Origin of the sequence: Pseudomonas sp. BLCC-B112 (genome assembly GCF_028550695.1) — a bacterium.
Lineage (GTDB): Bacteria > Pseudomonadota > Gammaproteobacteria > Pseudomonadales > Pseudomonadaceae > Aquipseudomonas > Aquipseudomonas danubii.
In genome coordinates, this window is record NZ_JAQQGK010000008.1 from 178,435 (window position 1) to 200,928 (window position 22,494).

Consider the following 22,494-nt stretch of genomic DNA (forward strand, 5'->3'; position numbering starts at 1 on the left):
AATTCGGTTGTTTCTTGTTCTGTGCATGACGAATGTGCAGAGGGTTTCTCTACAGCAAAAAAAAGCCGCTGAAGTCAGCGGCTTTAAGACAACTTACTCCAGGGTTGAAAGCAGAGAAGTTGTCGAGGGAAACGAGTGGCTATCGCCGATCAACTGTCTTTGTGAGCGTCGGTCTTGCTGTGCTCAGCGGTGATCTTCTGGGCTTGCTGGCTGTTTTGCTGCTGGGCGGCCTGGGCAATCTGTGCTTGTTCGAACGCGGCGGCGCGTGCGGCATTTCTCGCCACGAATCCCTGGGATTCTTCGGCCATGGCCATTGGCACCACGAACAGGGAAGACAAAACAAAGACGCTGGCCAAACCCATACTGTTGGACATTTCTGAAGACCTTCTTGCAGAGCAAGTTCAATTCGGTGCGACAAAAATATAACCATGTGGCTGCTGGAAAAAGAGCCGAACAGGATAAGGACTGTTACCAAAAACACAACAGTAGAGACTGGCCAGCAGGTGCCGGGTTGTCAGCGAAAGTGCCCCATAGTCCGCGCCGGATAGGTTGAGGCGTGCGTCGGCCAGTCGGCGTCTGCAGAATCCGAGAATCCCGAGTCACAGAGGCAGATAAAGGCCGAAGGTGTTGATCCCCTGATCGCTGCGCACAAAGACGTCGCCGCCATGCATCAGGGCGATGGCCTTGACGATGGCCAGCCCCAGGCCGTGGTTGGCGCCGCTGTTGCTGCGCGAGGCATCGACCCGGTAGAAACGCTCGAACAAACGCGGCAGGTGTTCGCTGGCGATGCCTTGCCCCGGGTTGCTGACGGCGATCGTCACTTGCTGCTCCTGCACTTCAATCCGCACCTGGATCACTTCCCCCACCGCCGTGTGCTGCACGGCATTGTTCAGCAGATTGATCAGGGCCCGGCGCAGGTGGGCAATCTCGATCCGTGCCTGGGCATCGCCCTGGACCTCGACCCTGACCTGGGCGTCTTCGAGGATAAAGTCCAGGTAGTCCAGGGTAGCGGCCACTTCCGTCGCCAGGGAGGTGCTGGTGAGCTTGGTGGCCTTGTTGCCCTGGTCGGCACTGGCCAGGAACAGCATGTCGTTGACGATGGAGCGCAGCCGTTCCAGTTCTTCAAGATTGGATTGCAGTACCTCGAAGTAATGCTCCGCCGAGCGGCCCCGGGTCAGGGCGACCTGGGTCTGGCCGATCAGGTTGGTCAGGGGCGAGCGCAGTTCATGGGCGACGTCGGCGTTGAACGACTCCAGGCGCGAATAGGCCTGTTCGACCCGTTCCAGGGTGGAGTTGAAGGAGCTGACGAACTGGCTCAGCTCCGGCGGCAGGGGCGAGAGCTGCAGGCGCCCGGAGAGCCGCGGCGGTGCCAGGCGCTGGGCCTCCTGGGACAGCTTGATCAGCGGCTTGAGGCCGATCCGCGCCACCCAGTAACCCAGGGCCGAGGCCAGCAGTACACCGACGATGGCCAGGCCGATCAGGGCTATCAGCAACTGCTGCTGGGTCTGGTGGAAGGTATCGGTGTCGATGGCAATCAGGAAGCGCAGGGCCGGGCGCTGTTCCTTGGCCGGCAATTGGCTGACCAGTACCTTCAGTGGATAGGGATGAGCGCTCAGGATCAGGTCGCGCATGCCAAGCGGACCTTGGGCGAATGCGCGGATCTGTGGGTCCGGGTTGCCGTACTCATAAGCGGGATCGCCGCTCACTGCCCAGAAACGGATGCGCTTGTCCTCCTCGCTGAGCAGCTTGAGCTTGGCGTTGATCTTGGCCCAGTGTTCAGGCGTGCCGTAACGGTTCAAGGCCGACTCCAGGACGCTGTAACGCGCGTCCAGCTCGGCTTCCGGCAGCAGGCCCAGGCCTTTGTCCACCTGTTGATAGAGGGCGCCACCAATCAGCAGGAAGATCAGCAGTGCCACCAGGGTGAACAGCCCGCTCAGGCGCAGGGCAATGGAGTTACTCGGCACTGCGGCTCTCCAGCACATAACCCATGCCGCGGATGGTGTGCAGCAGCTTGTGTTCGAAAGGGCCGTCGAGTTTGGCCCGCAGGCGCTTGATTGCCACTTCGACGACGTTGGCGTCGCTGTCGAAGTTAATGTCCCAGACCATCTCGGCAATCGAGGTCTTGGACAGGATCTCGCCCTGGCGCCGGGCCAGCACGCTGAGCAGGGAAAACTCCTTGGCGGTCAGGTCCAGGCGCGTGCCGGCGCGGCTGGCCTTGCGGCTGATGAGATCGATCCACAGGTCGGCGATGCTGATCTGCACCGGTTCGTGACCACCGCTGCGGCGGGTCAGGGCCTGCAGGCGGGCCACCAGTTCAAGGAAGGAAAAGGGCTTGCCCAGGTAGTCGTCGGCGCCATCGCGCAGGCCGCGAATCCGGTCCTCCACGCGCTCCCGGGCGGTGAGCATGATCACCGGGGTCTGCTTGCGCGCACGCAGGGCTCGCAGCACGCCAAAGCCGTCCAGGCCGGGGAGCATCACATCCAGCACGATCACCGCATAGTCACTTTCCAGAGCCAGGTGCAGACCCTCGACGCCATCCCGGGCCAGGTCGACGGTATAGCCCTGTTCGGTCAGTCCGCGATGCAGGTAGTCCGCAGTTTTTTCTTCGTCTTCGATAATCAGAACGCGCATGACCCGCCTCAGGTGTTGGTGGCCGGCGAAAGGGCCGGCTGGGGCCGGTGGAACAGCCGCTCGAGCCACAAGTATATGACCGGCGTGGTGAACAGCGTCAGGGCCTGGCTTACCAGCAAACCGCCGACCACGGCGATACCCAGGGGCTGGCGCAGTTCGGCACCGGTACCATAGCCGAGCATCAGCGGCAGGGCGCCGAGCAAGGCGGCGAGGGTGGTCATGATGATCGGCCGGAAGCGGGTGATACAGGCCTGGTAGATCGCTTCTTCAGGAGCCAGGCCACGGTTGCGCTGGGCCTCCAGGGCAAAGTCGATCATCAGGATGCCGTTTTTCTTGACGATGCCGATCAGCAGCACCAGGCCGATCAGCGCCATGATGGAAAAGTCCTGGCCGCAGAGCCAGAGCATCAACAAGGCGCCGAGGCCCGCTGAAGGCAGGGTGGAAATGATGGTCAGCGGATGCACGAAGCTTTCGTACAGCACCCCGAGAATGATGTAGACCGCCACCAGCGCGGCGAGGATCAGGTACGGCTGGCTGGCCAAGGAGCTTTGGAAGGCCTGGGCCGCGCCCTGGAAGTTGCCGCTGATGGCCGCCGGCATACCGATCTCGCTCTTGGCCTGGTCAAGCAGGATCACCGCATCCCCCAGGGCCACGCCGGGGGCCAGGTTGAACGACAGATTGGCCGCCGGAAACATGCCGTCGTGGGCGATCGACAGCGGCCCGATGCTGGGCGCGTCGAAGCGGGCCAGGGCCGACAGCGGGACCATTTCCCCGGTCAGCGGCGAGCGCAGGTAGAAGTAGTTCAGGCTCTCGGCCTTGCCCCGTTGCTGAGTGTCGAGTTCGAGGATCACGTTGTACTGGTTGATCTCGGTCTGGAACTCGTTGATCTGACGCTGGCCGAAGGCGTCGTACAGCGCTTCGTCGACATCGCTGGCGGTGAGGCCGAAGCGCGCGGCGGCGGTGCGATCGATGTTGATGTGGGTAATGCTGCCGCCCAGTTGCAGGTCGTTGGAAACATCGCGGAACGCCGGGTTGCCGCGCAGTTTTTCAGTCAGGCGTTGGGTCCAGGTACTCAGGGTCGGGCCGTCGTTGCTTTTGAGCACGTATTGATACTGGGCGCGGCTGGGGCCGGAACTGAGGTTGATGTCCTGGCCGGCCCGTAAGTAGAGGACGATGCCCGGCACCTGCATCAGTTGTGGGCGGATGCGGTCGATAAAGGCGCTGGCGGAGACATCCCGGTCGCCACGTTTTTTCAGCGAGATCCAGAAGCGGCCATTGGCGATGGTCTGGTTGCTGCCGGAGACGCCCACCGAATGGGAGAAGGCTTGCACTGCTGGGTCGGCAGCGACGATTTCCGCCAGGGCCTGATGTTTTTTCACCATGTCCGGGTAGGAGATGTCCGCCGCCGCCTCGGTAGTACCCAGTACGAAGCCGGTGTCCTGCACCGGGAAGAAGCCCTTGGGAATCAGAATGTAACCGGCGATGGCCATGCTCAAGGTCAGGCCGAAAATCCCCAGCATCAGTTGCTGATGGGCCAGGGCCTTGCGCAGGCCGCGTTCGTAGAAGGCCAGCAGGCGCTCGCCGAAACCCGGCTGGGCATGGGGCGGGTGCACCGGGGCACGCATGAACAGGGCGGCCAGGGTCGGGGCCAGGGTCAGCGAGACCACCACCGAAATCATGATGGTGGAGGTGGCGGTCAGGGCGAACTCCTTGAACAGCCGGCCGACCACGCCGCCCATGAACAGCAGTGGAATGAACGCCGCCACCAGGGAAAAGCTGATGGAGACTACGGTAAAGCCGATCTCTGCGGCGCCCTTGATCGCCGCCTCGCGCATGCCGTCGCCGGCCTCCAGGTGACGGTGGATGTTCTCCACCACCACGATGGCATCGTCCACCACAAAGCCCACGGCGATGACGATGGCCACCAGGGTCAGGTTGTTCAGGCTGAAGCCCATCACGTACATGAGGGCGAAACTGGCGGTCAGCGATACCCCCAGCACTGCGGAGACGATCAGGGTCGCCGACCACTGGCGCAGGAACAGCGCCATCACCGCCACCACCAGCAGCACGGCGATCAGCAGCGTGATCTCCACTTCATGCAGCGAGGCGCGGATGGTCTGGGTGCGATCCACCAGCACCTTGACCTGCACCGACGCCGGCAGCATCGCCTCAAGGCCCGGCAGCGCAGCCTGGATGCGGTCCACGGTGTCGACGATATTGGCCCCCGGTTGGCGCGAGATCACCAGATTGACCCCAGGCTGGTCGCCGGACCAGGCCTGGACGTAGGCGTTCTCCGAGCCGTTGACCACTCGCGCCACGTCCTGCAGGTGCACTGGTGCGCCGTCCTTGTAGGAAACGATCAACTGGCCGTATTCCTCGGGATGGAACAGCTGATCGTTGGTGGACAGGGTGGAGATGCTCGATTCGCCATACAGCGCGCCCTTGGCCAGGTTGAGGCTGGTTTGCTGGATCGCCAGGCGGATGTCGGCCAGGGTCAGGCCGATGGCCGCCAGCTTGTCTGCTGAAGCCTGGACCCGGATCGCCGGGCGCTGCTGGCCGGTGATGTTGATCTGGCCAACACCGTCGATCTGGCTGATCTGCCGGGCCAGCAGGGTTTCCGCGTAGTCGCTGAGCTCGGTGCCGGGCATCTGCGTTGAGCTGATGCTGAGGATCAGCACCGGGCTGTCGGCGGGGTTGACCTTCCTCCAGGTGGGCAGGGTGGGCATGTCCTTGGGCAGTTTGCCGGCGGCGGTGTTGATGGCCGCCTGTACTTCCTGAGCGGCGGTGTCGATGCTCTTGTTCAAGGTGAATTGCAGGGTCAGCAGGGAGGAGCCCAGGGCGCTGCTGGAGGTCATCTGGGTCACGCCGGGGATGGCGCTGAACTGCACCTCAAGCGGCGTGGCTACCGAGGAGGCCATGGTGTCCGGGCTGGCCCCGGGCAGGGTGGCGGAAACCTGGATGGTGGGAAACTCGGCCTCTGGCAGCGGCGCCACCGGCAGGCGCGCAAAGGCGATCAGCCCCAGCAGCACCAGCGCGAACGTCAGCAACACGGTGGCGACCGGATGGTCGATGCACCAGGCGGACATCGAGCCACGGCCCTTCATGGCTTGGGCTCCGAGGCCTGCACCAGGGGCGGCGGGTCGCTCAGTACCTGGACCTGGGAGCCGGGTTTGAGCCGCGACTGGCCGTCACTGACCAGCACGTCCCCGGCCTGGACGCCGGAGATGATGTTCAGCCCGCTGTCCTGATACAGCACCTGCACCGGCACGCTTTCCACGTGCTGGCCTTTGACCCTGAACACGAAGTGCTGATCCAGGCCGCGCTGGACCACGTTAGGCGGTACGGTGAGCGCGGCCTGGTCCAGCGCCGTCTGGATTTTCACCGTCACCAATTGTCCGGGCCAGAGCTTTTGCTGAGCGTTGTCGAACTCGGCCTTGACGCGAATGGTGCCGGTACCGGCATTGATCTGGTTGTCGATCAGCGTCAGGTGGCCGTTGCCCAGCAGGGCATCGGGGCTGTTGCTGTCGGCGCCCAGGTAGGCTTGGACCGCCGCCGGCTTCGGGGCGCGGATCAACTGCTGCAAGGTCGGCAGCATTTGCTGGGGCAGGGAAAACTCCACGGCGATGGGGTCGATCTGGGTCACCGAAAACAGCCCCTGGGTGTCGGTCACGCGTAGGAAGTTGCCTTCATCCACGGTACGAATACCCACCCGGCCAGTGACGGGAGAGCGGATCTGGGTGTAGGAGAGTTGTACCTGGGTGGCGTCAATGGCGGCCTGGTTGCCTTGGGCCGTGGCATTGAGCTGATTGACCAGGGCCACCTGCTGGTCGTACGTCTGCTTCGAGACGCCTTCATCCACCGACAGCAGCTTGTAGCGCTTGAGATTGATCTGCGCCACCTGCAACTGGGCCTGATTCTGTGCCAGCTGGGCCCGGGCCTGATCCAGGTTGGCGCGGATCGAACGGTCATCGAGAGTGGCCAGCAGGTCACCTGCTTTCACCCACTGCCCTTCCTTGACCCGCAATCGGGTGAGGATGCCGTCCACCTGGGGACGGATGGTCACACTGTGCAGCGACTGCACCGAGCCTATGCCGCTGGTGTAGCGCGCTACGTCCTGCTGGACCACCTGTACCACTCGCACTGGTATCGCCGTGGGCGCGGCCAGCCTGGGGCTTGTGGGTTTGTTGAAGAACCAGATCGCAGCGGCGGCGATGGCCAGGAGAAGCGTTGCGGTCACGACGGTTTTCTTGGCAATGGGCATGGGGGGAGGGCGCCGGGCAGTGATGTCGGAAGGACGGCCATGATCTGTGCACAGTTATAGTCCGCTAACCCGGTCAGCAGGGTGACGGCCAGCTGTCAGCCCTGTCAGAAAAGTACCTGCCAGCCCTTGCGATGCAGGTCAAAGATCGCAGGCACACAGGTATACTGCCGGCCCCTGTGGCCCGTCCCTCGGCCCGGCTTTTCTTTCTCTCCTGGAGCTTCCATGACTTCCCCTGCACAACCTGCTGCGGATGACGCCCTGAGCGTTGATCCTGCGGCCGAGCCGGCCACCCCTGAAACCGAGGGCAAGGCTGAGATACCGGCGTTCAAGTTTCCCTTCAAACCGTCCGAATTCGCCGCGGCAAAAAACGTTCAGCAGCCCTGGTACAAGAACGGCGCCAGCAATGGCCACACCAAGACCCCCGGCGCAGCGCCTCCCGGTACCCGGCGCTCCATGGGCAAACGTTGATATCGCCGACAATCGAAGATATTGCCTCGATTTGCGCTTTTTAATCGCAATGATGGCTAATTGCTTTAAACCTGAGCTGGATCAGTATTTGTGGCATCAGTGCGCTTAGAGTCAGCAGCCCTGCCGACTCCTCCTAACAATTACGAGCGCGCTTCCCATGAAGATCAACCTGCCGGTTACTGGGCGAAACGTGGACTTTGCCCCTGATGCGAACATCCTTTCGACCACCGATCTGACCAGCGCGATCACCTACGCCAATCCTGACTTCATCGAGATCAGCGGCTACACCCGCGAGGAACTGCTGGGTTCGCCGCACAACCTGCTGCGTCACCCGGACATGCCCTCCGCGGCCTTCGGCCATATGTGGCGCACCCTCAAGAGCGGCCGCTCGTGGATGGGCATGGTCAAGAACCGCTGCAAGAACGGCGACCACTACTGGGTCAGCGCCTACGTCACGCCGGTGACCCGCGACGGTCAGGCGGTGGAGTACCAATCGGTGCGCACCAAGCCCAGTCCGCAACAGATCGACGCCGCGGAGCGGGCTTATGCCCGGCTCAGGGAGGGCGGGCGTTCAGGTTGGAGCATGCTGCCTGTCGTCAGCCTGCGCTTGCGCCTGTGGGCCGCTATCAGCGCCGGTTTTATCGGCAGTTTCGGGGTTTCAGCCTGGCTGCTGCCCGAGTCCTGGATGCTCCAGGGCACGGTGATGGCCATGGGCTGGTGCCTGAGTCTGGTGGCGGTCGGTCTGCAAATGCGCCCGCTGGATCGCCTCGCCGAGCGTGCCCGGCAGATCGGCGACAACCCACTGAGCCAGGGCATCTACACCGGTCGTGCCGACGAGTTCGGGCGTATCGAGTTCGCCTTGCAGATGCTCGAGGCCCAAGTGGGGGCGGTGGTGGGGCGGATCGGCGATGCGTCCCAGCGCCTGGCCGGGCACGCCGCAGAGCTGGTGGAACACCTGCACAGCAGCCACAACAGCACCCTGGAGCAGCAGGCGGAAACCGATCAGGTGGCGGCCGCCATCCACCAGATGGCCGCCAGCGTGGCCGAGGTCGCCACCCATGCCCAGCAGGCATCGGTGGCGGCGGATCAGGCGGAAAGCGAAACCCGTGAAGGTCATCAACTGGTGGGCGAAAGCCGCAGCGCGGTGCTGCGCCTGGCCAGCGAGCTGGAGCGAGCCACTGAAGTCATTCATCAGCTGGAGGGCCACAGCACGGATATTTCCGGGGTGCTGGAGGTGATCCGCAGCATCGCCGAGCAAACCAACCTGCTGGCCCTGAACGCTGCCATCGAGGCGGCGCGGGCCGGGGAGCAGGGGCGCGGCTTTGCCGTGGTGGCCGATGAGGTCCGTGGGCTGGCCCAGCGGACCCAGGATTCCACCAACGAAATCCAGCGCATGATCAGCACCCTGCAAAATGCGGCGCGCCATGCCGTGGAGGCCATGCAGCACAGCAGTGCCCATGTGGAAAGCAGTGTCGACCAGGCCCAGCGCGCCGCAGTGGCCCTGGACGGCATCAGCCAGCGGGTCAATCAGATCACCGAAATGAGCCTGCAGATTGCCGCGGCGGTGGAGGAGCAAAGCGCGGTGAGCGAGGACATCAACCGCAACATCATCGGTATTCGCAATGCCTGTGAAGTGACGGTCAGTGCCGGCCAGCTCAGTCATGTCAATTCAGGCGACGTGGCCGGGCTGGCGGGGGACTTGCGGCAACTGGCCCAGGAGTTCTGGCATAAGCGCGGATAGGCCGGTTCGCCGGCCAGCCTGATGCTGCGGGGTCAGGCGGCGCGTAGCGAGATGAAGGCGTAGTCCAGGGCCGCTTCGCTGACCACCTGGGCGCCGGCAGCCTGGACCTGGCCGGCGATGTCGTTTCCGGACAGATGAAAGCGCCAGGGCTGGCTGGATGCCACGGGGGGCGCTGCCTGAACTTGATCGATGGCCCTGGCCAGGGCATTCATGTCGGGCAAGTAGGCGGTGAAGCCGTCGCCCTTGAGGGCCGTGGTGCGAATGCCGAGCAGGGCGCAAATGGCTTCCTTGGTGTGGATATCGTCGCGGTCGGCCTGGCGTGAGCGGCTGATCAGCTCGGCCAGTTCCCTATCCACCAGTGCTCCCCCCAGAATCAGTTGCGGTCCCTGTTCCCAGGATTCCGGCGGGCACTCCTTGGCCTGCGGGTTGAGGGGGATATGGGGATTGATCTCCATGGGGTAGATACGGCACACCAGGGGGCGACGCTCATAGATGCGGCAGAGCTGGTCTTCGTCAAGATTCCGGCAGGGGCCGACGTTGTAGGCGGCAAAGGTGATTGCCACGTAGGCCTCGGTACTGCCACTGGTGACCCGGCAGGAACGGCGCTCGGCGTGCTCGCGCTGTTGCGCCGGCAGCCCCAGGCCATTGCCGAGGAAGGCCTCCACCAGGACGATCACCTGACCGCCGTCGGCGGCCCAGGCCCGGGCTTCGGTGAGGGTCAGGGGCACATGGTGATCGTTGCAGCACTTGCCGCAACCAACGCAGGAAAACTGAGTATTCATGGAGCGAGTAAACCGTTCTGGGTCGACAGGGATAGCGCCATAAATGCTGTTATTGACGCGGCCAGGAGCCGTGTCGAAGCAAGTTGCACGCCAGCTGTCGGGTCTTGATGGCTGTCGCCTAGGGCAGGACTTCGCGACGCACGATATGCATGCCGGTGCTTTCATACAAGCGCCGCGCCCGCAGGTTGTCCTCCAGCACCCTGAGATCGACAAAGCCTTCCCGGCGTTCGGCGAACATCATGAAGGCTTGTAGCAGCAGGGCGCGGCCCAGTCCTTGACCACGGGCCCGAGGGTGCACCACCAGATCCTTGATATAGGCGCTGGTCCAGCACTGGGCCACCGCCACCACGCCCTGCGCATCCCGCACCACCAGGCACAGTTGAGGGTCGTACTCGGCATCGGTTTCGAAGGCCCGGCGCCAGTTTTCCAGGGGTGGCACCTGGCCACCGCCGTCCTGGTAGCCCAGGTGCAGCAGTTGATGCACGGCTTCGGCCAGTTCCGGGCTGTAGTGCTGCAGGGTGATGCCCGCCGGCCACTGTGGCGTGGCCTGGGGGACACTGAGGTCACGACGCAGCAGCAGGCAGTGGACCTCGCTCATGGCTCAGGCTGCCTGGCTGGCGATGGTCTTGGCAGCGTCGATCAGGCAGCGGGTCAGTTCCGGCGAGGAGAATTTGGTGAGTACCGCATTGGCTCCGGCCAGGCGGGCCTTTTCACTGTTCATGGCACTGTCCAGCGAGGTGTGCAGCAACACATACAGATGAGCGAAGTCCGGGGTTTCCCGCAGGGTCCGGGTCAGGGCGTAGCCATCCATTTCCGACATCTCGATGTCCGAAACGATCAGGTTGATCTCGTTGGCCGTGCCTTGCAGTTCCAGCAGGCAGTCGATGGCCTCTTTGGCGCTGCGGGCGGTGTGACATTGCAGGCCGAGGTTGCGCAGGGTGTGCACCGATTGCTGCAGCGCTACCTGGCTGTCGTCCACCACCAGGATGCGCGCATTGCCCAGGGCATCGGCGTCTTCCATGCTCAGTTCGGTGGGCGCCATCTCGATCTGCGCCGGGGCGATGCCGTGGATCACTTTCTCGATATCCAGCACTTGCACCAGCGTGCCGTCCACCTGGGTCACGCCGGTGATGTAGGACTTGATACCGCCGGAACCAAAGGGCGGTGGGCGGATATCGGTGGTCAGGCAGTGGACGATCTTGCTCACCGCCTGCACGTGCAGGCCCTGTTTGGAACGGCTGACGTCGGTGACGATCAGGCAACCGCTGTCCGGGTCGGCCAGTGGGCGCTCGCCGATGGCCCGGCTGAGGTCGATCACCGACAGCGAGTTGCCGCGCAAGGTGGCGATGCCTTTCACATGGGGGTGGGATTCCGGCAGCTTGGTCAGCGGCGGGCAGGGAATGATTTCACTGACTTTAAGCAGGTTGATTGCCATCAGCTTGCCGCTGCGCAAGGTAAACAGCAGAAGCGAAAGCGAGTCTGCGCGGGCTTTGTTGGAGGACATAAAAACCTTCTCTGGAAAAAATTGGCTTGTGGCTCGACCCACGGACAACCCTTGATAACGGGTTATCGACGTATTCAGGACTGGCTTTAGCGGCGAGGCTGCTTTCCGTCGGCCGCTGCGCGGGTCCCTGGATTTACGCCGTGCCCTTTGCTGGCACGCCCGCTCCAGCGAGCAGGCCCTTGGCCTCTACCGCAGGCCCAGGCGCTTGGCCAGGCGGCTGAGGTTGGCCCTGTCCAAGCCTAGCTCACGGGCGGCACTGGCCCAGTTGTGCTGGTGCCGTTCAAGGCAGGCGTTGATCAGCTGGCGTTGATAGTGCTCGGTGGCCTGGCGCAGATCGCCGTTGGTGAGGGCCAGAGGCGCGCTTTCAAGGGCTTGCTCGGGCACGGCAGGCGCCTTTTCGCTGACCCGCGGCAGGTCCAGGTCCGTTGCATCCAGGCTGAGGATCTTCGGCCGTTCACGGCAGTTGCCCAAGGCCTTGAGGGCGCTGCGTCCGATCAAGTGCTCCAGTTCGCGGACGTTGCCCGGCCAGTTGTAGGCCAGCAGCGCCTGTTGCGCATCGGCGCTCAGGCGCAGGCTGCCCAGGCCCATGCGCGAGCGGTTCTGTTCCAGGAAGTAGCCGCTGAGCAGCAGCACGTCCCGGCCCCGGTCCCGCAGGGCCGGCACCCGCAGTGGATACACGCTGAGGCGATGGTAGAAGTCGGCGCGATAACGACCGTTGCGCACCTCTTCTGCCAGATCGCGGTTGGTGGCGGCGATCAGGCGTACGTCCACCTGATGTTCCTTGTCTGAGCCCAGGCGTTGCAATTGGCCGCTTTGCAGCACCCGTAGCAGCTTGGCTTGTACCGTCAGCGACAGTTCACCGACTTCATCGAGAAACAGGGTGCCGCCATTGGCCAGCTCGAATTTCCCCCGACGATCCTGGGTGGCCCCGGTAAAGGCGCCGCGCACATGGCCGAACAGCTCGCTCTCCACCAGGGTGTCGGGCAGGGCCGCGCAGTTGAGGCTGATGATCGGTTGCTCCGCCCGGGGCGAGGCCGCGTGAATGGCTTGGGCCACCAACTCCTTGCCAACGCCGGTTTCCCCGGTGATCAGCACGGTCAGGTCGCTGCCGCCCACCAGATTGATCTCTTCCAGCAAGCGCTTGTGGGCCTTGCTCTGGCCGATCATCTCGCGGTTCTGCCCGCTGGCCTGGCGGAAGACTTCGGCCCGTTGATGCTCGTTTTCGGCGCGCAGTGCCAGGCGCTCGATGCGTTCGGCAGCGCTGACCGTGGCGGCAGCCAGGCTGGCGAAGGCTTGCAGGGCGTCCAGCTCGATAGGCTCGAAGCGCTGCGGGTCGAGGGCGTCGAGGGTCAGCAGGCCCCAGGGGCGTTCATCGACGAACAGCGGACAGCCCATGCAGTCATGGACTTCCAGGTGATCGTCGAGACCTTCCACCAGGCCGTCATAGGGATCGGGCAGTTCACTGTCGCTGGCAAAACGGGTCGGTCCCGGGCTGCTGAGCAGGGCGGCAAAGCGCGGGTGCTCGCTGACCTTGAAGCGCCGGCCCAGGGTATCGGTACTCAGGCCGTTGACCGCCAGCGGCACCAGCCATTCGCCATCCAGGCGCAGCAGCGCGGTGGCATCGCAGGGCAGCAGGGCTCGCAGGGCCTCCAGCAGGCGGCGATATCGTTCGCCCTCAGGCAGTTCCCGGGACAGGTCGGTCACCAGTGGCAGTAGGGTCGTGAGTAGGGATTTTGCAGTCATAAGGACTCCGCGTTGTCTTAATGACTATAAAGGTCGGCGTGTCTTTATGACTATTTATATTTTAAGTTATTGATTTATAACGATTTAAATTCTGGCATGGAAACTGATTAGTTAAGGGCAACCTGCAAGCAGTCAAAAAGTCCAGGAGTTGTCCCTATGCTAAGCGTTCAAGATCGCGCCATCATCAAATCCACTGTGCCCCTGCTGGAAAGCGGTGGCGAAGCCCTGATTACCCATTTCTACCGGATGATGCTGTCCGAGTACCCCCAGGTGCGTCCGCTGTTCAACCAGGCCCACCAGGCCAGCGGTGATCAGCCCCGGGCCCTGGCCAATGGCGTACTGATGTATGCCCGGCATATCGACCAGTTGGACCAACTGGGGGACCTGGTGGCCAAGATCATCAACAAGCATGTGGCCCTGCAGATCCTGCCGGAGCATTACCCCATAGTTGGCGCCTGCCTGTTGCGGGCCATTTCCGAGGTGCTGGGCAGCGAGATCGCCACTCCCGAAGTGATCAATGCTTGGGGTGCGGCCTACAACCAGTTGGCGGATATCCTGATTGGCGCCGAGGCGGCCATCTACGACGAGAAGGCCCAGGCACCCGGCGGCTGGCGGGGCGCGCGGGAATTCACATTGGTGGATAAGGTCCAGGAGAGCGCGGAAATCACCTCCTTCTATTTCGAGCCATTGGACCGGGGGCCGATCCTCGCCGCCGAGCCTGGGCAGTACATTGGCTTGCAGCTCTTCATCGAAGGCGAGGAAGTACGGCGCAATTATTCCCTGTCGGCGCTTACCAGCCAGGGCCAGTACCGCATCAGCGTCAAGCGCGAGGCCGGAGGCGTGGCGTCCAACTACCTGCATGACCAGTGCCCGGTGGACGCGCGCATCATGCTGTTTCCGCCGGCGGGTGAGTTCACCCTGGAGGCCAGCGACAAGCCCCTGGTGCTGATCAGTGGCGGGGTAGGTATCACCCCGACCCTGCCGATGCTGGAGGCCGCGTTGGCGACCGAGCGCCCGGTGCATTTCATCCACTGTGCACGCAATGGCCAGGTGCATGCGTTTCGCCACTGGGTCGACGAGTTGGCGCAACGTTATCCACAGCTCAAGCGTTTCTACTGCTACGCCGAAGACGACGGCATCAGCCCAGCAGCAGACAAACTGGGGCTGCTGACCCGGGAGCAGTTGGCCGACTGGTTGCCGGAGCAGCGTGATCTGGATGCCTATTTCCTCGGGCCCAAGGGCTTCATGGCGGCCATCAAGCGCCATCTCAAGGCCCTGGGCATTCCCGAGCAACAAAGTCGCTACGAGTTCTTCGGCCCGGCGGCGGCCCTGGAATAACCCTCGCGACTCCTGCACAAGCCAGCCCTGCAATGGGGCTGGCTTGTTAATCCTTGCTTAACCTGCCTGTCGTTAATTCCCCACGATGCTGGGATGGCGCTGCCATGCCGGCCCTTTCATTGTGCGTCCCCCAGGCCCGTAAACCTTGGGTATTGCCTGCGATGCAATGCATTCAAAGGTCATGATCAGCGTGTAGACTTCCGGGCACCCGATGGCAATCAGATCAACTTCGCAATTCAACCGTGGGCTGCCGTGAGCAGCACAGGTGGCCCGGTTGGACAGACAACAGAAAAAAGGAAAAGGGATGAGTGACGACAGACTGCGTTTGGGACGTGAACGGCGCTTCCTGGTGCTGCTGGGGGTTATCTGCCTGGCGTTGATCGGCGGTGCCCTGTACATGCAGGTGGTATTGGGCGAGGCGCCTTGCCCTCTGTGCATCTTGCAGCGCTACGCCTTGCTGCTGATTGCACTGTTCGCCTTCATTGGCGCGGCCCTGAGTTCGCGGCGTGGCATCACCATCATGGAGACGTTGGTGGTGATCAGTGCCATCGCCGGCGCGGGAGTGGCCGGGCACCATGTGTACACCCAGTTCTATCCAGCAGTGAGCTGTGGCATTGACGTGCTGCAGCCGATTGTCGACAGCCTGCCCTTGGCGACGATCTTTCCCCTGGGCTTTCAGGTAGACGGCTTCTGCTCCACGCCGTATCCGCCGATCCTTGGGCTGTCCCTGGCCCAGTGGGCACTGTTGGCGTTCGTGCTGACGGTGATCCTGGTGCCCCTGGGCGTGGTGCGCAATCGCAAGAAAACCTACTGATTCACCCGGAAAAGCCCCGGTCCCTCAACAGGGGCCGGGGCTTTTTCATGTCGTTCATCCAGCAGTTGAAAAGTCCGTGATTTGCGGCAAGTGAGGGTGCGGCAAAAGTGCGACATGTTGTCACACTGTCGCGGCCGCAGGCGGGCGGTCGGGGGCTGCCAACAGACTGCATTCCGGGCAACTGGTTCCATACAAGTCTGTCAGTTTATGTAAGCCGCGTTGTTGGGGAAAACCCATAGCCTGCTATCTATACAATTCTTCACAGACCCCGTTTTACAAGGGGTGAAGCCATATGAAAGGCGGCTTTCAGGGGTGGGTAGAGGTCCGGCGGCGGGGCTTTTTCAAGTCCTTTTTGGGGGTTTTTGTTGATAATGAAAATCGTTATGATTGCGATCCTTTGCAACAATCGTGAGCGATTGTTGCGCCCAGCGATAAAAATTATTTCGGGATAAGACATGGTTTATAAAACGCGACATATCTACAATCGCCCGCACTGAATTTCCGACGCTGCTCATCCCTGAGCACACGAGGACGGTCGAGGGGCGGATTGAGCGCTCCATGCGACTGCGGGTGTCGGCGCCTTCCAAACTTCCGCACCAAATGGAATTGGTCTGTAACAAGGCCTTTGACCACGAGATCGAATAAGAACCACTGCTAGCCCGGGATGTGTCGTTGAGCGTTTAACGCAACGGGCAGGCCCTTATTCCATTGAAGAAAAATGCCAACCCTTGGCAGGGTGAAGTGTTGGCGATCAAAACCCAACTGCATTGCGCAAGCTGCTTTAGAGGTCGTGAGATGAGTAAAAACAGGTACCCCAGATTACTAGGCTTATTGCCGCTGCTCGGCATGTTGATGCTGGGAGGCTGCAAATGGACCTTGCTCGATCCTAAGGGTCAGGTCGGTCTGGATGAACGAAACCTGATCATCACGGCAACCATCCTGATGCTGCTGGTGGTTGTGCCGGTCATCATCATGACCTTCGCCTTCGCCTGGAAATACCGCGCCTCGAACACGGACGCGACCTACGCGCCGAAGTGGTCCCACTCCACCAAGATCGAAATCGCCGTATGGCTGGTTCCGGTGCTGATCATCATTGCCCTGGGTTATGTCACCTACAAGTCGACCCACGCCCTGGACCCGTACCGTCCGCTGGAGTCCGACGTCAAGCCGGTGACCATCGAAGTGGTCGCCATGGACTGGAAGTGGCTGTTCATCTACCCCGAGCAAGGCATCGCCACCGTCAACAAGATCGTGTTCCCGGCCCATACCCCGGTGAACTTCCGCGTGACCTCCGACACCGTGATGAACTCGTTCTTCATCCCGGGCCTGGGCGGCCAGATCTACGCGATGGCGGGCATGACCACCAAGCTGCACCTGATTGCCAACCAGAACACCGAACTTGAAGGTATCTCCGCCAACTACAGCGGCGCGGGCTTTACCGGCATGAAATTCAAAGCGATCGCAACCAGTCAGGAAGATTTCGACGCCTGGGTAAACGAAGTCAAGAAGGCACCTAAACAGCTGGACACCGCTGAATACGAAGCCCTTTCCAAGGCGAGCCAGAACAATCCTGTAGAACTCTACTCCGCGTACGCGCCGAACCTGTTCCAGACCATCATCGACAAGTATGAAGGCATGAAACCGGGCCAGCCGCTCAAGCACGAGAAGAAAGAAAAGGAAGTGGCTGCAACCGAAGGGATGGACGTGAGTTCGCATTCAGCTGCCGGGGCAGAGGAGTAAACGATGTTTGGTAAATTAAGTCTGGAAGCGATTCCGTTCCACGAGCCGATTGTCATGGTGACCATTGCCATGATCGCGCTCGGCGGCGTGGCGCTGTTCGCGGCAATCACCTACTTCAAGAAGTGGACCTACCTGTGGACCGAGTGGCTGACGTCCGTCGACCACAAGAAAATCGGTGTGATGTACATCATCGTCGCCATGGTCATGCTGCTGCGTGGCTTCGCCGACGCCATCATGATGCGTACCCAGCTGGCCATGGCCACCGAGGGTTCGCCTGGCTACCTGCCACCTGAACACTATGACCAGATCTTCACCGCCCACGGTGTGATCATGATCATCTTCATGGCGATGCCTTTCTTCACCGGCCTGATGAACCTGGTCGTGCCGCTGCAGATCGGCGCGCGTGACGTGGCCTATCCGTTCCTCAACTCCCTGAGCTTCTGGCTGCTGGTATCGGGTGTGGTGCTGATCAACCTGTCCCTGGGCGTTGGCGAATTCGCCAAGACCGGCTGGGTTGCCTATCCACCACTGTCGGGCCTGCAATACAGTCCGGGCGTGGGTGTCGACTACTACATCTGGGCGCTACAGCTATCAGGGCTGGGGACAACGCTGACGGGGGTCAACTTCCTGGCCACCGTGCTGAAAATGCGTACCCCGGGCATGAAGATGATGGACATGCCGATCTTCACCTGGACCTGCACCTGGGCCAACGTGCTGATCGTGGCTTCGTTCCCGATCCTCACCGCTACCCTGGCACTGCTGACGCTTGACCGTTACATGGATTTCCACATTTTCACCAATGAACTTGGTGGCAATCCAATGATGTACGTGAACCTGTTCTGGGCCTGGGGTCACCCCGAGGTGTACATCCTGATCCTGCCAGCGTTCGGTATCTTCTCCGAAGTCATCTCGACCTTCTCGGGCAAGCGCCTGTTCGGCCACCACTCGATGATCTACGCCTCCGGCGCGATCTCGATCCTGGGCTTCATGGTCTGGCTGCACCACTTCTTCACCATGGGTTCGGGGGCCAGCGTCAACGCCTTCTTCGGCCTGGCAACCATGCTGATCTCGATCCCGACGGGGGTGAAGCTATTCAACTGGCTGTTCACCATCTACCACGGCCGTCTGCGCATCACCAGCCAGGTTCTGTGGACCCTGGGCTTCATGGTGACCTTCGCCATCGGCGGCATGACCGGCGTACTGCTGGCCATCCCGGGTGCGGACTTCGTCCTGCACAACAGCCTGTTCGTGATCGCTCACTTCCACAACGTGATCATCGGCGGCGCGGTATTCGGCTACATCGCCGGCTTCAGCTTCTACTTCCCGAAAGCCTTCGGCTTCAAGCTGCATGAAGGTTGGGGCAAGGCTGCCTTCTGGTTCTGGATCTCGGGCTTCTTCGTCGCGTTCATGCCGCTCTATGCACTGGGCTTCATGGGCATGACCCGTCGTCTGAACGCCACCACCAACCCTGAGTGGGTGCCATACCTGTACGTGGCCATGGTGGGTGCACTGATGATCGCTGTGGGTATTGCCTGCCAGTTGATCCAGCTGTACGTCAGCGTGCGTGATCGCAAGCAGAACATGTGTGTGTCCGGCGACCCATGGAACGCCCACACCCTGGAATGGTCGACCTCGTCGCCACCGCCTTTCTACAACTTCGCGGTACTGCCCAAAGCCGACGGCATCGACCCGTTCACCGAAGCCAAGGAAGACGGTACCGCCTACGCGAAGCCAAGCCGCTATCAGCCGATCCACATGCCCAACAACACCGCTACCGGTGTGGTCATGGGGGCACTGCTGACCGTGTTCGGTTTCGCCATGATCTGGCACATCTGGTGGCTGGCCATCGCAAGCCTGGCCGGCACCGTGATCTATTTCGCGATCCACGCTGCCCGTGATGATCAAGGCTACATGGTGCCGGTCGAGACGATCGAACGCATCGAAGCCGAGCAGCACAAGCGTCTGGTATCGGAGAACAAGATCCCGGCTACCCGTGTTGAAACCTCGTTGGAACAGGCTTAATCCATGTCGAACTTAGTGACCAATGCTGGACACGCCCATGTCGATGACCATGGGCACGATGACCATCACCACGACTCGGGCGAGATGACCGTATTCGGTTTCTGGCTCTACCTGATGACCGACTGCATTCTGTTTGCGTCGATCTTCGCGGTATACGCGGTACTGGTTAACAACGTAGCGGGTGGCCCGTCGGGCCACGACATCTTCGAACTGCCTTACGTACTGGGCGAAACCGCTCTGCTGCTGTTCAGTTCGATCACCTACGGCTTCGCCATGCTGGCGTTCTTCCGGGGCAACAAGAAGCAGGTACTGGGCTGGCTGGCCATGACCTTCCTGTTCGGCCTGGGCTTCATCGGCATGGAGATCAACGAGTTCCACCTGCTGATCTCCGAAGGCTACGGCCCTAGCCGTTCCGGCTTCCTGTCCGGGTTCTTCACCCTGGTCGGCACCCACGGTCTGCACGTGACCAGCGGTCTGATCTGGATGGCGATCATGATGTATCAGGTGCAGAAAAACGGCCTGACGGCGACCAACAAGACCCGTCTGAGCTGCCTGAGCCTGTTCTGGCACTTCCTGGACGTGGTGTGGATCTGCGTATTCACCGTTGTTTACCTGATGGGGACTATGTAAATGGCCAACACACACTCCCACGACGAAGCCGGTCACGGCAGCGTCAAGTCCTACGCCATCGGCTTCATCCTGTCGGTCATCCTGACACTGATCCCGTTCGGCCTGGTGATGTACCCGTCGCTGCCTAAAGACGTGACCCTGTGGATCGTCCTGGCGTTCGCGGTCATCCAGGTGATCGTTCACCTGGTGTACTTCCTCCATCTGGACCGTTCCGCGGCGCAGCGTAACAACGTCATCGCGTTTATCTTCGCGGCGCTGGTCATTGTTCTGCTGGTTGGTCTGTCGTTGTGGATCATGTTCAGCATCCACACCGTCATGATGGCCAAGTGAGGTAAACCCGATGTCGCTCAAGCACTTTATCCAAATCACCAAACCGGGGATCATTTTCGGTAACGTGCTTTCTGTGGCAGGCGGGTTTTTCCTGGCCTCGAAAGGGCATGTCGATCTGGCCATTTTCCTGGCCGCCATGATCGGCACCTCGCTGGTGGTAGCGTCCGGTTGCGTGTTCAACAACTGCATCGACCGTGACATCGACCTGAAGATGGAGCGCACCAAGAACCGGGTGCTGGTCCAGGGCCTGATTTCCCTGGAAGCGGCCTTGGTCTATGCCTCCCTCCTCGGGGTCGCTGGCGTCGCCCTGCTGTACTACGTGGCCAATCCGTTGGCCGCGTTGTTCGCGGTAATCGGCTTTGTCATCTACGTCGGTCTCTACAGCCTGTACCTCAAGCGCAAGTCGGTTCACGGCACGCTGGTGGGCAGTCTGTCCGGGGCCATGCCGCCGGTGATCGGTTATGTGGCCGTGAGCAACAGCTTCGACATGGCCGCGCTGACCCTGCTGGTGATGTTCAGCCTGTGGCAGATGCCGCATTCCTACGCCATCGCGATCTTCCGCTTCAACGATTACCTGGCCGCATCGATTCCGGTGCTGCCGGTAAAACGTGGGATTCGCGTGGCCAAGAAGCACATCCTGCTCTACATCCTGGCGTTCCTGGTGGCGACCCTGATGCTGACCTTCAGCGGTTACGCCGGCATGAGCTACCTGGCGGTAGCGGCGGCGATGGGCATGTACTGGCTGTACATGGCCTGGACCGGCTACAAGGCGGTGGATGACACCGTGTGGGCGCGCAAGCTGTTCGTGTTCTCGATCTTCACCATCACCGCGCTGAGCGTGATGATGTCGGTGGATTTCAAGGCCCCGACCGAGCTGTTGCTGACCTACGCACACTAAGCTGTCCAGGCCACAGAAAAGCCCCGCCTTCGAGAGAAGCGCGGGGTTTTTTTTGGCCGCGTCGTTACATCATTTAAAGTTTTTCGGCCCAGTACGATCCCCGGGCTGGGTAAAATTGCCGGTTCGTTGATTAAGCCTGAGTGGATGTCATGCAAAGCCGTATTGAAATGAACGACTCCAAGGCGCGCTACGGCGCGGTCAGTCGTGGGTTGCACTGGGCCATGGCGCTAGCCTTTGCCTGGATCTATTGCACGACTGCTGCCCATTACCTGCTGGAGGATTCGGCATTGGACAAGTTCCTCTGGCCGACCCACAAGCAAGTGGGGCTGCTATTGATGGGGCTGTTGCTGGTGCGGCTGCTCTGGAGCCTGCTGAACCGCCATCGTCGGCCGCCGAGCCTGAACCTGGGCGCGCGTCTGGGGCATGGGCTGCTGTATGCCGGCATGTTCGCCATCCCGTTTCTCGGCCTGCTGCGCCAGTACGGTTCCGGGCGAGCGTTTTCCGCCTTCGGGCTGCCGGTGATGAGCGGTTTCGAAGGGCCGAAGATCCAGTGGATGACCGACCTGGGCAACAGCTTCCACAGCCTGCTGGGCTGGACCTTGCTGGTACTGATCGTGGGCCATGTAGCGGCGGTGATCCTGCATTGCGTCAAAGGCCAGGGGCATGTCCTGCGGCGCATGGCGGGTAGCACGACCTCGGCTTGATTGATCGTCCGAGCAGAGAAAACCCCGCCTTCGAGAGACGGGCGGGGTTGTTTATCCAGAGCCCGCCATTGGGCTGTTCAAACCATATAAATGACTCAACCTTTGCAGGAAGCAGAATGATGAAAAAAATAGCCGTTGTCGTTTTTAGTGGCGGGCAGGATTCAACAACCTGTTTGATCCATGCACTGCCGGCTTATGACGAAGTGCACTGTATTACGTTTGACTATGGTCAGCGTCATCACGCGGAAATCGAAACGGCACAGAGACTGTCCAAACAATTAGGAGCGACAGTCCACAAGGTACTGGACGCTTCGTTGTTGAATGAGCTGGCGATCAGTAGCCTCACTCGGGACAATATTCCCGTTCCGACGGTAAACAGTTCCGGTGAAAGCTTGCCGAGCACTTTTGTGCCAGGAAGAAACATTCTATTTTTAACGTTGGCTTCTATATATGCCTATCAAGTAAAGGCTGAGACGGTCATTACCGGGGTGTGTGAGACAGACTTTTCCGGTTACCCCGATTGTCGGGACGAGTTCGTGAAAGCCTTGAATAAGGCCCTTGAATTGGGAATGGAGTACCGGCTGCGTCTTGAAACCCCGTTGATGTGGCTAAACAAGGCAGAGACTTGGGCGCTGGCGGACTACCACAACCGTTTGGATCTGATTCGCGAGCAAACACTGACTTGCTATAACGGTGTCGTCGGAAGTGGCTGTGCTAATTGTGACGCTTGCAACCTTCGTGCAAGAGGCTTGAGCAGTTACTTGGAGAATAAAGCTGAAGTGATGAATAGCTTGAAAAGCAAAATGGCTCTGAAATAATTTATAAGTGCTGACTCGCCATTGCTATTCAATACTGCACCTGTCTTTGAAACAGGTGAGTATTGAATTC

General features: G+C 61.1%; 20 protein-coding genes and 1 pseudogene. 12 read left to right on the forward strand and 9 right to left on the reverse strand.

The genetic code is table 11. The annotated features are described in order from the left end of the window. Positions 1-149: 149 nt before the first annotated feature. The 5 genes from PQT43_RS21760 to PQT43_RS21780 all read right to left on the reverse strand — a co-directional run bounded on the left by PQT43_RS21760 (position 150) and on the right by PQT43_RS21780 (position 6,892). Positions 150-374, reverse strand: a complete 225-nt coding sequence (locus tag PQT43_RS21760; protein ID WP_170001488.1) for a hypothetical protein — start codon at positions 372-374, stop codon at positions 150-152. A gap of 225 nt (positions 375-599) precedes the next feature. Then, positions 600-1,964, reverse strand: coding sequence for a heavy metal sensor histidine kinase (locus PQT43_RS21765; protein ID WP_272754561.1), 1,365 nt, complete (start codon positions 1,962-1,964; stop codon positions 600-602). After that, entirely contained in the window at positions 1,954-2,631 is a 678-nt protein-coding gene (locus PQT43_RS21770; RefSeq protein WP_102860332.1) for a heavy metal response regulator transcription factor, read from the reverse strand. Before PQT43_RS21770 ends, PQT43_RS21765 begins: the two co-directional genes overlap by 11 nt. Before the next feature lie 8 nt (positions 2,632-2,639). Then, the gene (locus tag PQT43_RS21775; protein ID WP_272754563.1) at positions 2,640-5,735 is read right to left on the reverse strand and encodes a multidrug efflux RND transporter permease subunit; all 3,096 of its coding nucleotides are present in this window, start codon (positions 5,733-5,735) and stop codon (positions 2,640-2,642) included. Continuing rightward, on the reverse strand, positions 5,732-6,892 hold the full coding sequence (locus PQT43_RS21780) for an efflux RND transporter periplasmic adaptor subunit (RefSeq protein ID WP_272754564.1): 1,161 nt from the start codon (positions 6,890-6,892) through the stop codon (positions 5,732-5,734). Before PQT43_RS21780 ends, PQT43_RS21775 begins: the two co-directional genes overlap by 4 nt. Positions 6,893-7,114: 222 nt before the next feature. Between PQT43_RS21780 and PQT43_RS21785 the strand changes: the two genes are divergently transcribed. The 3 genes and pseudogenes from PQT43_RS21785 (at position 7,115) to PQT43_RS21790 (ending at position 9,101) form a co-directional block, all read left to right on the forward strand. Beyond that, positions 7,115-7,360: a hypothetical protein gene (locus PQT43_RS21785; protein ID WP_102860335.1), complete on the forward strand. Its 246-nt coding sequence runs from the start codon at positions 7,115-7,117 to the stop codon at positions 7,358-7,360. A 157-nt stretch (positions 7,361-7,517) separates the two neighbouring features. Next, positions 7,518-7,799 (forward strand): annotated as a pseudogene (locus PQT43_RS31510) (PAS domain-containing protein); the annotation flags it as partial. 246 nt (positions 7,800-8,045) lie between these two features. Beyond that, positions 8,046-9,101 (forward strand): methyl-accepting chemotaxis protein, encoded by a 1,056-nt coding sequence (locus tag PQT43_RS21790; RefSeq protein WP_372342534.1) that lies wholly within the window; start codon positions 8,046-8,048, stop codon positions 9,099-9,101. Positions 9,102-9,133: 32 nt separating this feature from the next. Here the strand turns inward: PQT43_RS21790 and PQT43_RS21795 are convergent, their stop codons facing one another. From PQT43_RS21795 to norR, 4 genes are all read right to left on the reverse strand, one after another. Next, positions 9,134-9,883, reverse strand: a complete 750-nt coding sequence (locus PQT43_RS21795; protein ID WP_272754565.1) for a YkgJ family cysteine cluster protein — start codon at positions 9,881-9,883, stop codon at positions 9,134-9,136. Between the two features lie 118 nt (positions 9,884-10,001). Further along, entirely contained in the window at positions 10,002-10,481 is a 480-nt protein-coding gene (locus tag PQT43_RS21800; protein WP_102880860.1) for a GNAT family N-acetyltransferase, read from the reverse strand. 3 nt (positions 10,482-10,484) lie between these two features. After that, positions 10,485-11,387: a chemotaxis protein CheV gene (locus tag PQT43_RS21805; protein ID WP_102880859.1), complete on the reverse strand. Its 903-nt coding sequence runs from the start codon at positions 11,385-11,387 to the stop codon at positions 10,485-10,487. A 186-nt stretch (positions 11,388-11,573) separates the two neighbouring features. Then, positions 11,574-13,130 (reverse strand): nitric oxide reductase transcriptional regulator NorR, encoded by a 1,557-nt coding sequence (norR, locus tag PQT43_RS21810; RefSeq protein ID WP_272754566.1) that lies wholly within the window; start codon positions 13,128-13,130, stop codon positions 11,574-11,576. Between the two features lie 156 nt (positions 13,131-13,286). Here norR and hmpA point away from each other — a divergent pair, with 156 nt between their 5' ends. From hmpA to queC, 9 genes are all read left to right on the forward strand, one after another. Beyond that, positions 13,287-14,468: an NO-inducible flavohemoprotein gene (hmpA, locus tag PQT43_RS21815; protein WP_272754567.1), complete on the forward strand. Its 1,182-nt coding sequence runs from the start codon at positions 13,287-13,289 to the stop codon at positions 14,466-14,468. A gap of 304 nt (positions 14,469-14,772) precedes the next feature. Then, positions 14,773-15,282: a disulfide bond formation protein B gene (locus PQT43_RS21820; RefSeq protein WP_102880856.1), complete on the forward strand. Its 510-nt coding sequence runs from the start codon at positions 14,773-14,775 to the stop codon at positions 15,280-15,282. 795 nt (positions 15,283-16,077) lie between these two features. Next, positions 16,078-17,022 (forward strand): ubiquinol oxidase subunit II, encoded by a 945-nt coding sequence (gene cyoA / locus PQT43_RS21825; RefSeq protein WP_102860343.1) that lies wholly within the window; start codon positions 16,078-16,080, stop codon positions 17,020-17,022. 3 nt (positions 17,023-17,025) lie between these two features. Next, the gene (cyoB, locus tag PQT43_RS21830; RefSeq protein WP_102860344.1) at positions 17,026-19,044 is read left to right on the forward strand and encodes a cytochrome o ubiquinol oxidase subunit I; all 2,019 of its coding nucleotides are present in this window, start codon (positions 17,026-17,028) and stop codon (positions 19,042-19,044) included. 3 nt (positions 19,045-19,047) lie between these two features. Next, on the forward strand, positions 19,048-19,674 hold the full coding sequence (locus PQT43_RS21835) for a cytochrome o ubiquinol oxidase subunit III (protein ID WP_011063285.1): 627 nt from the start codon (positions 19,048-19,050) through the stop codon (positions 19,672-19,674). Continuing rightward, positions 19,675-20,004, forward strand: coding sequence for a cytochrome o ubiquinol oxidase subunit IV (cyoD, locus tag PQT43_RS21840; RefSeq protein WP_016964601.1), 330 nt, complete (start codon positions 19,675-19,677; stop codon positions 20,002-20,004). Positions 20,005-20,014: 10 nt separating this feature from the next. Further along, positions 20,015-20,902 (forward strand): heme o synthase, encoded by an 888-nt coding sequence (gene cyoE / locus PQT43_RS21845; protein WP_102880855.1) that lies wholly within the window; start codon positions 20,015-20,017, stop codon positions 20,900-20,902. A 149-nt stretch (positions 20,903-21,051) separates the two neighbouring features. Beyond that, the gene (locus PQT43_RS21850) at positions 21,052-21,606 is read left to right on the forward strand and encodes a cytochrome b (protein ID WP_253084945.1); all 555 of its coding nucleotides are present in this window, start codon (positions 21,052-21,054) and stop codon (positions 21,604-21,606) included. Positions 21,607-21,725: 119 nt separating this feature from the next. Next, on the forward strand, positions 21,726-22,424 hold the full coding sequence (queC, locus tag PQT43_RS21855) for a 7-cyano-7-deazaguanine synthase QueC (RefSeq protein ID WP_253084944.1): 699 nt from the start codon (positions 21,726-21,728) through the stop codon (positions 22,422-22,424). The last annotated feature ends 70 nt before the right edge of the window (positions 22,425-22,494 follow it).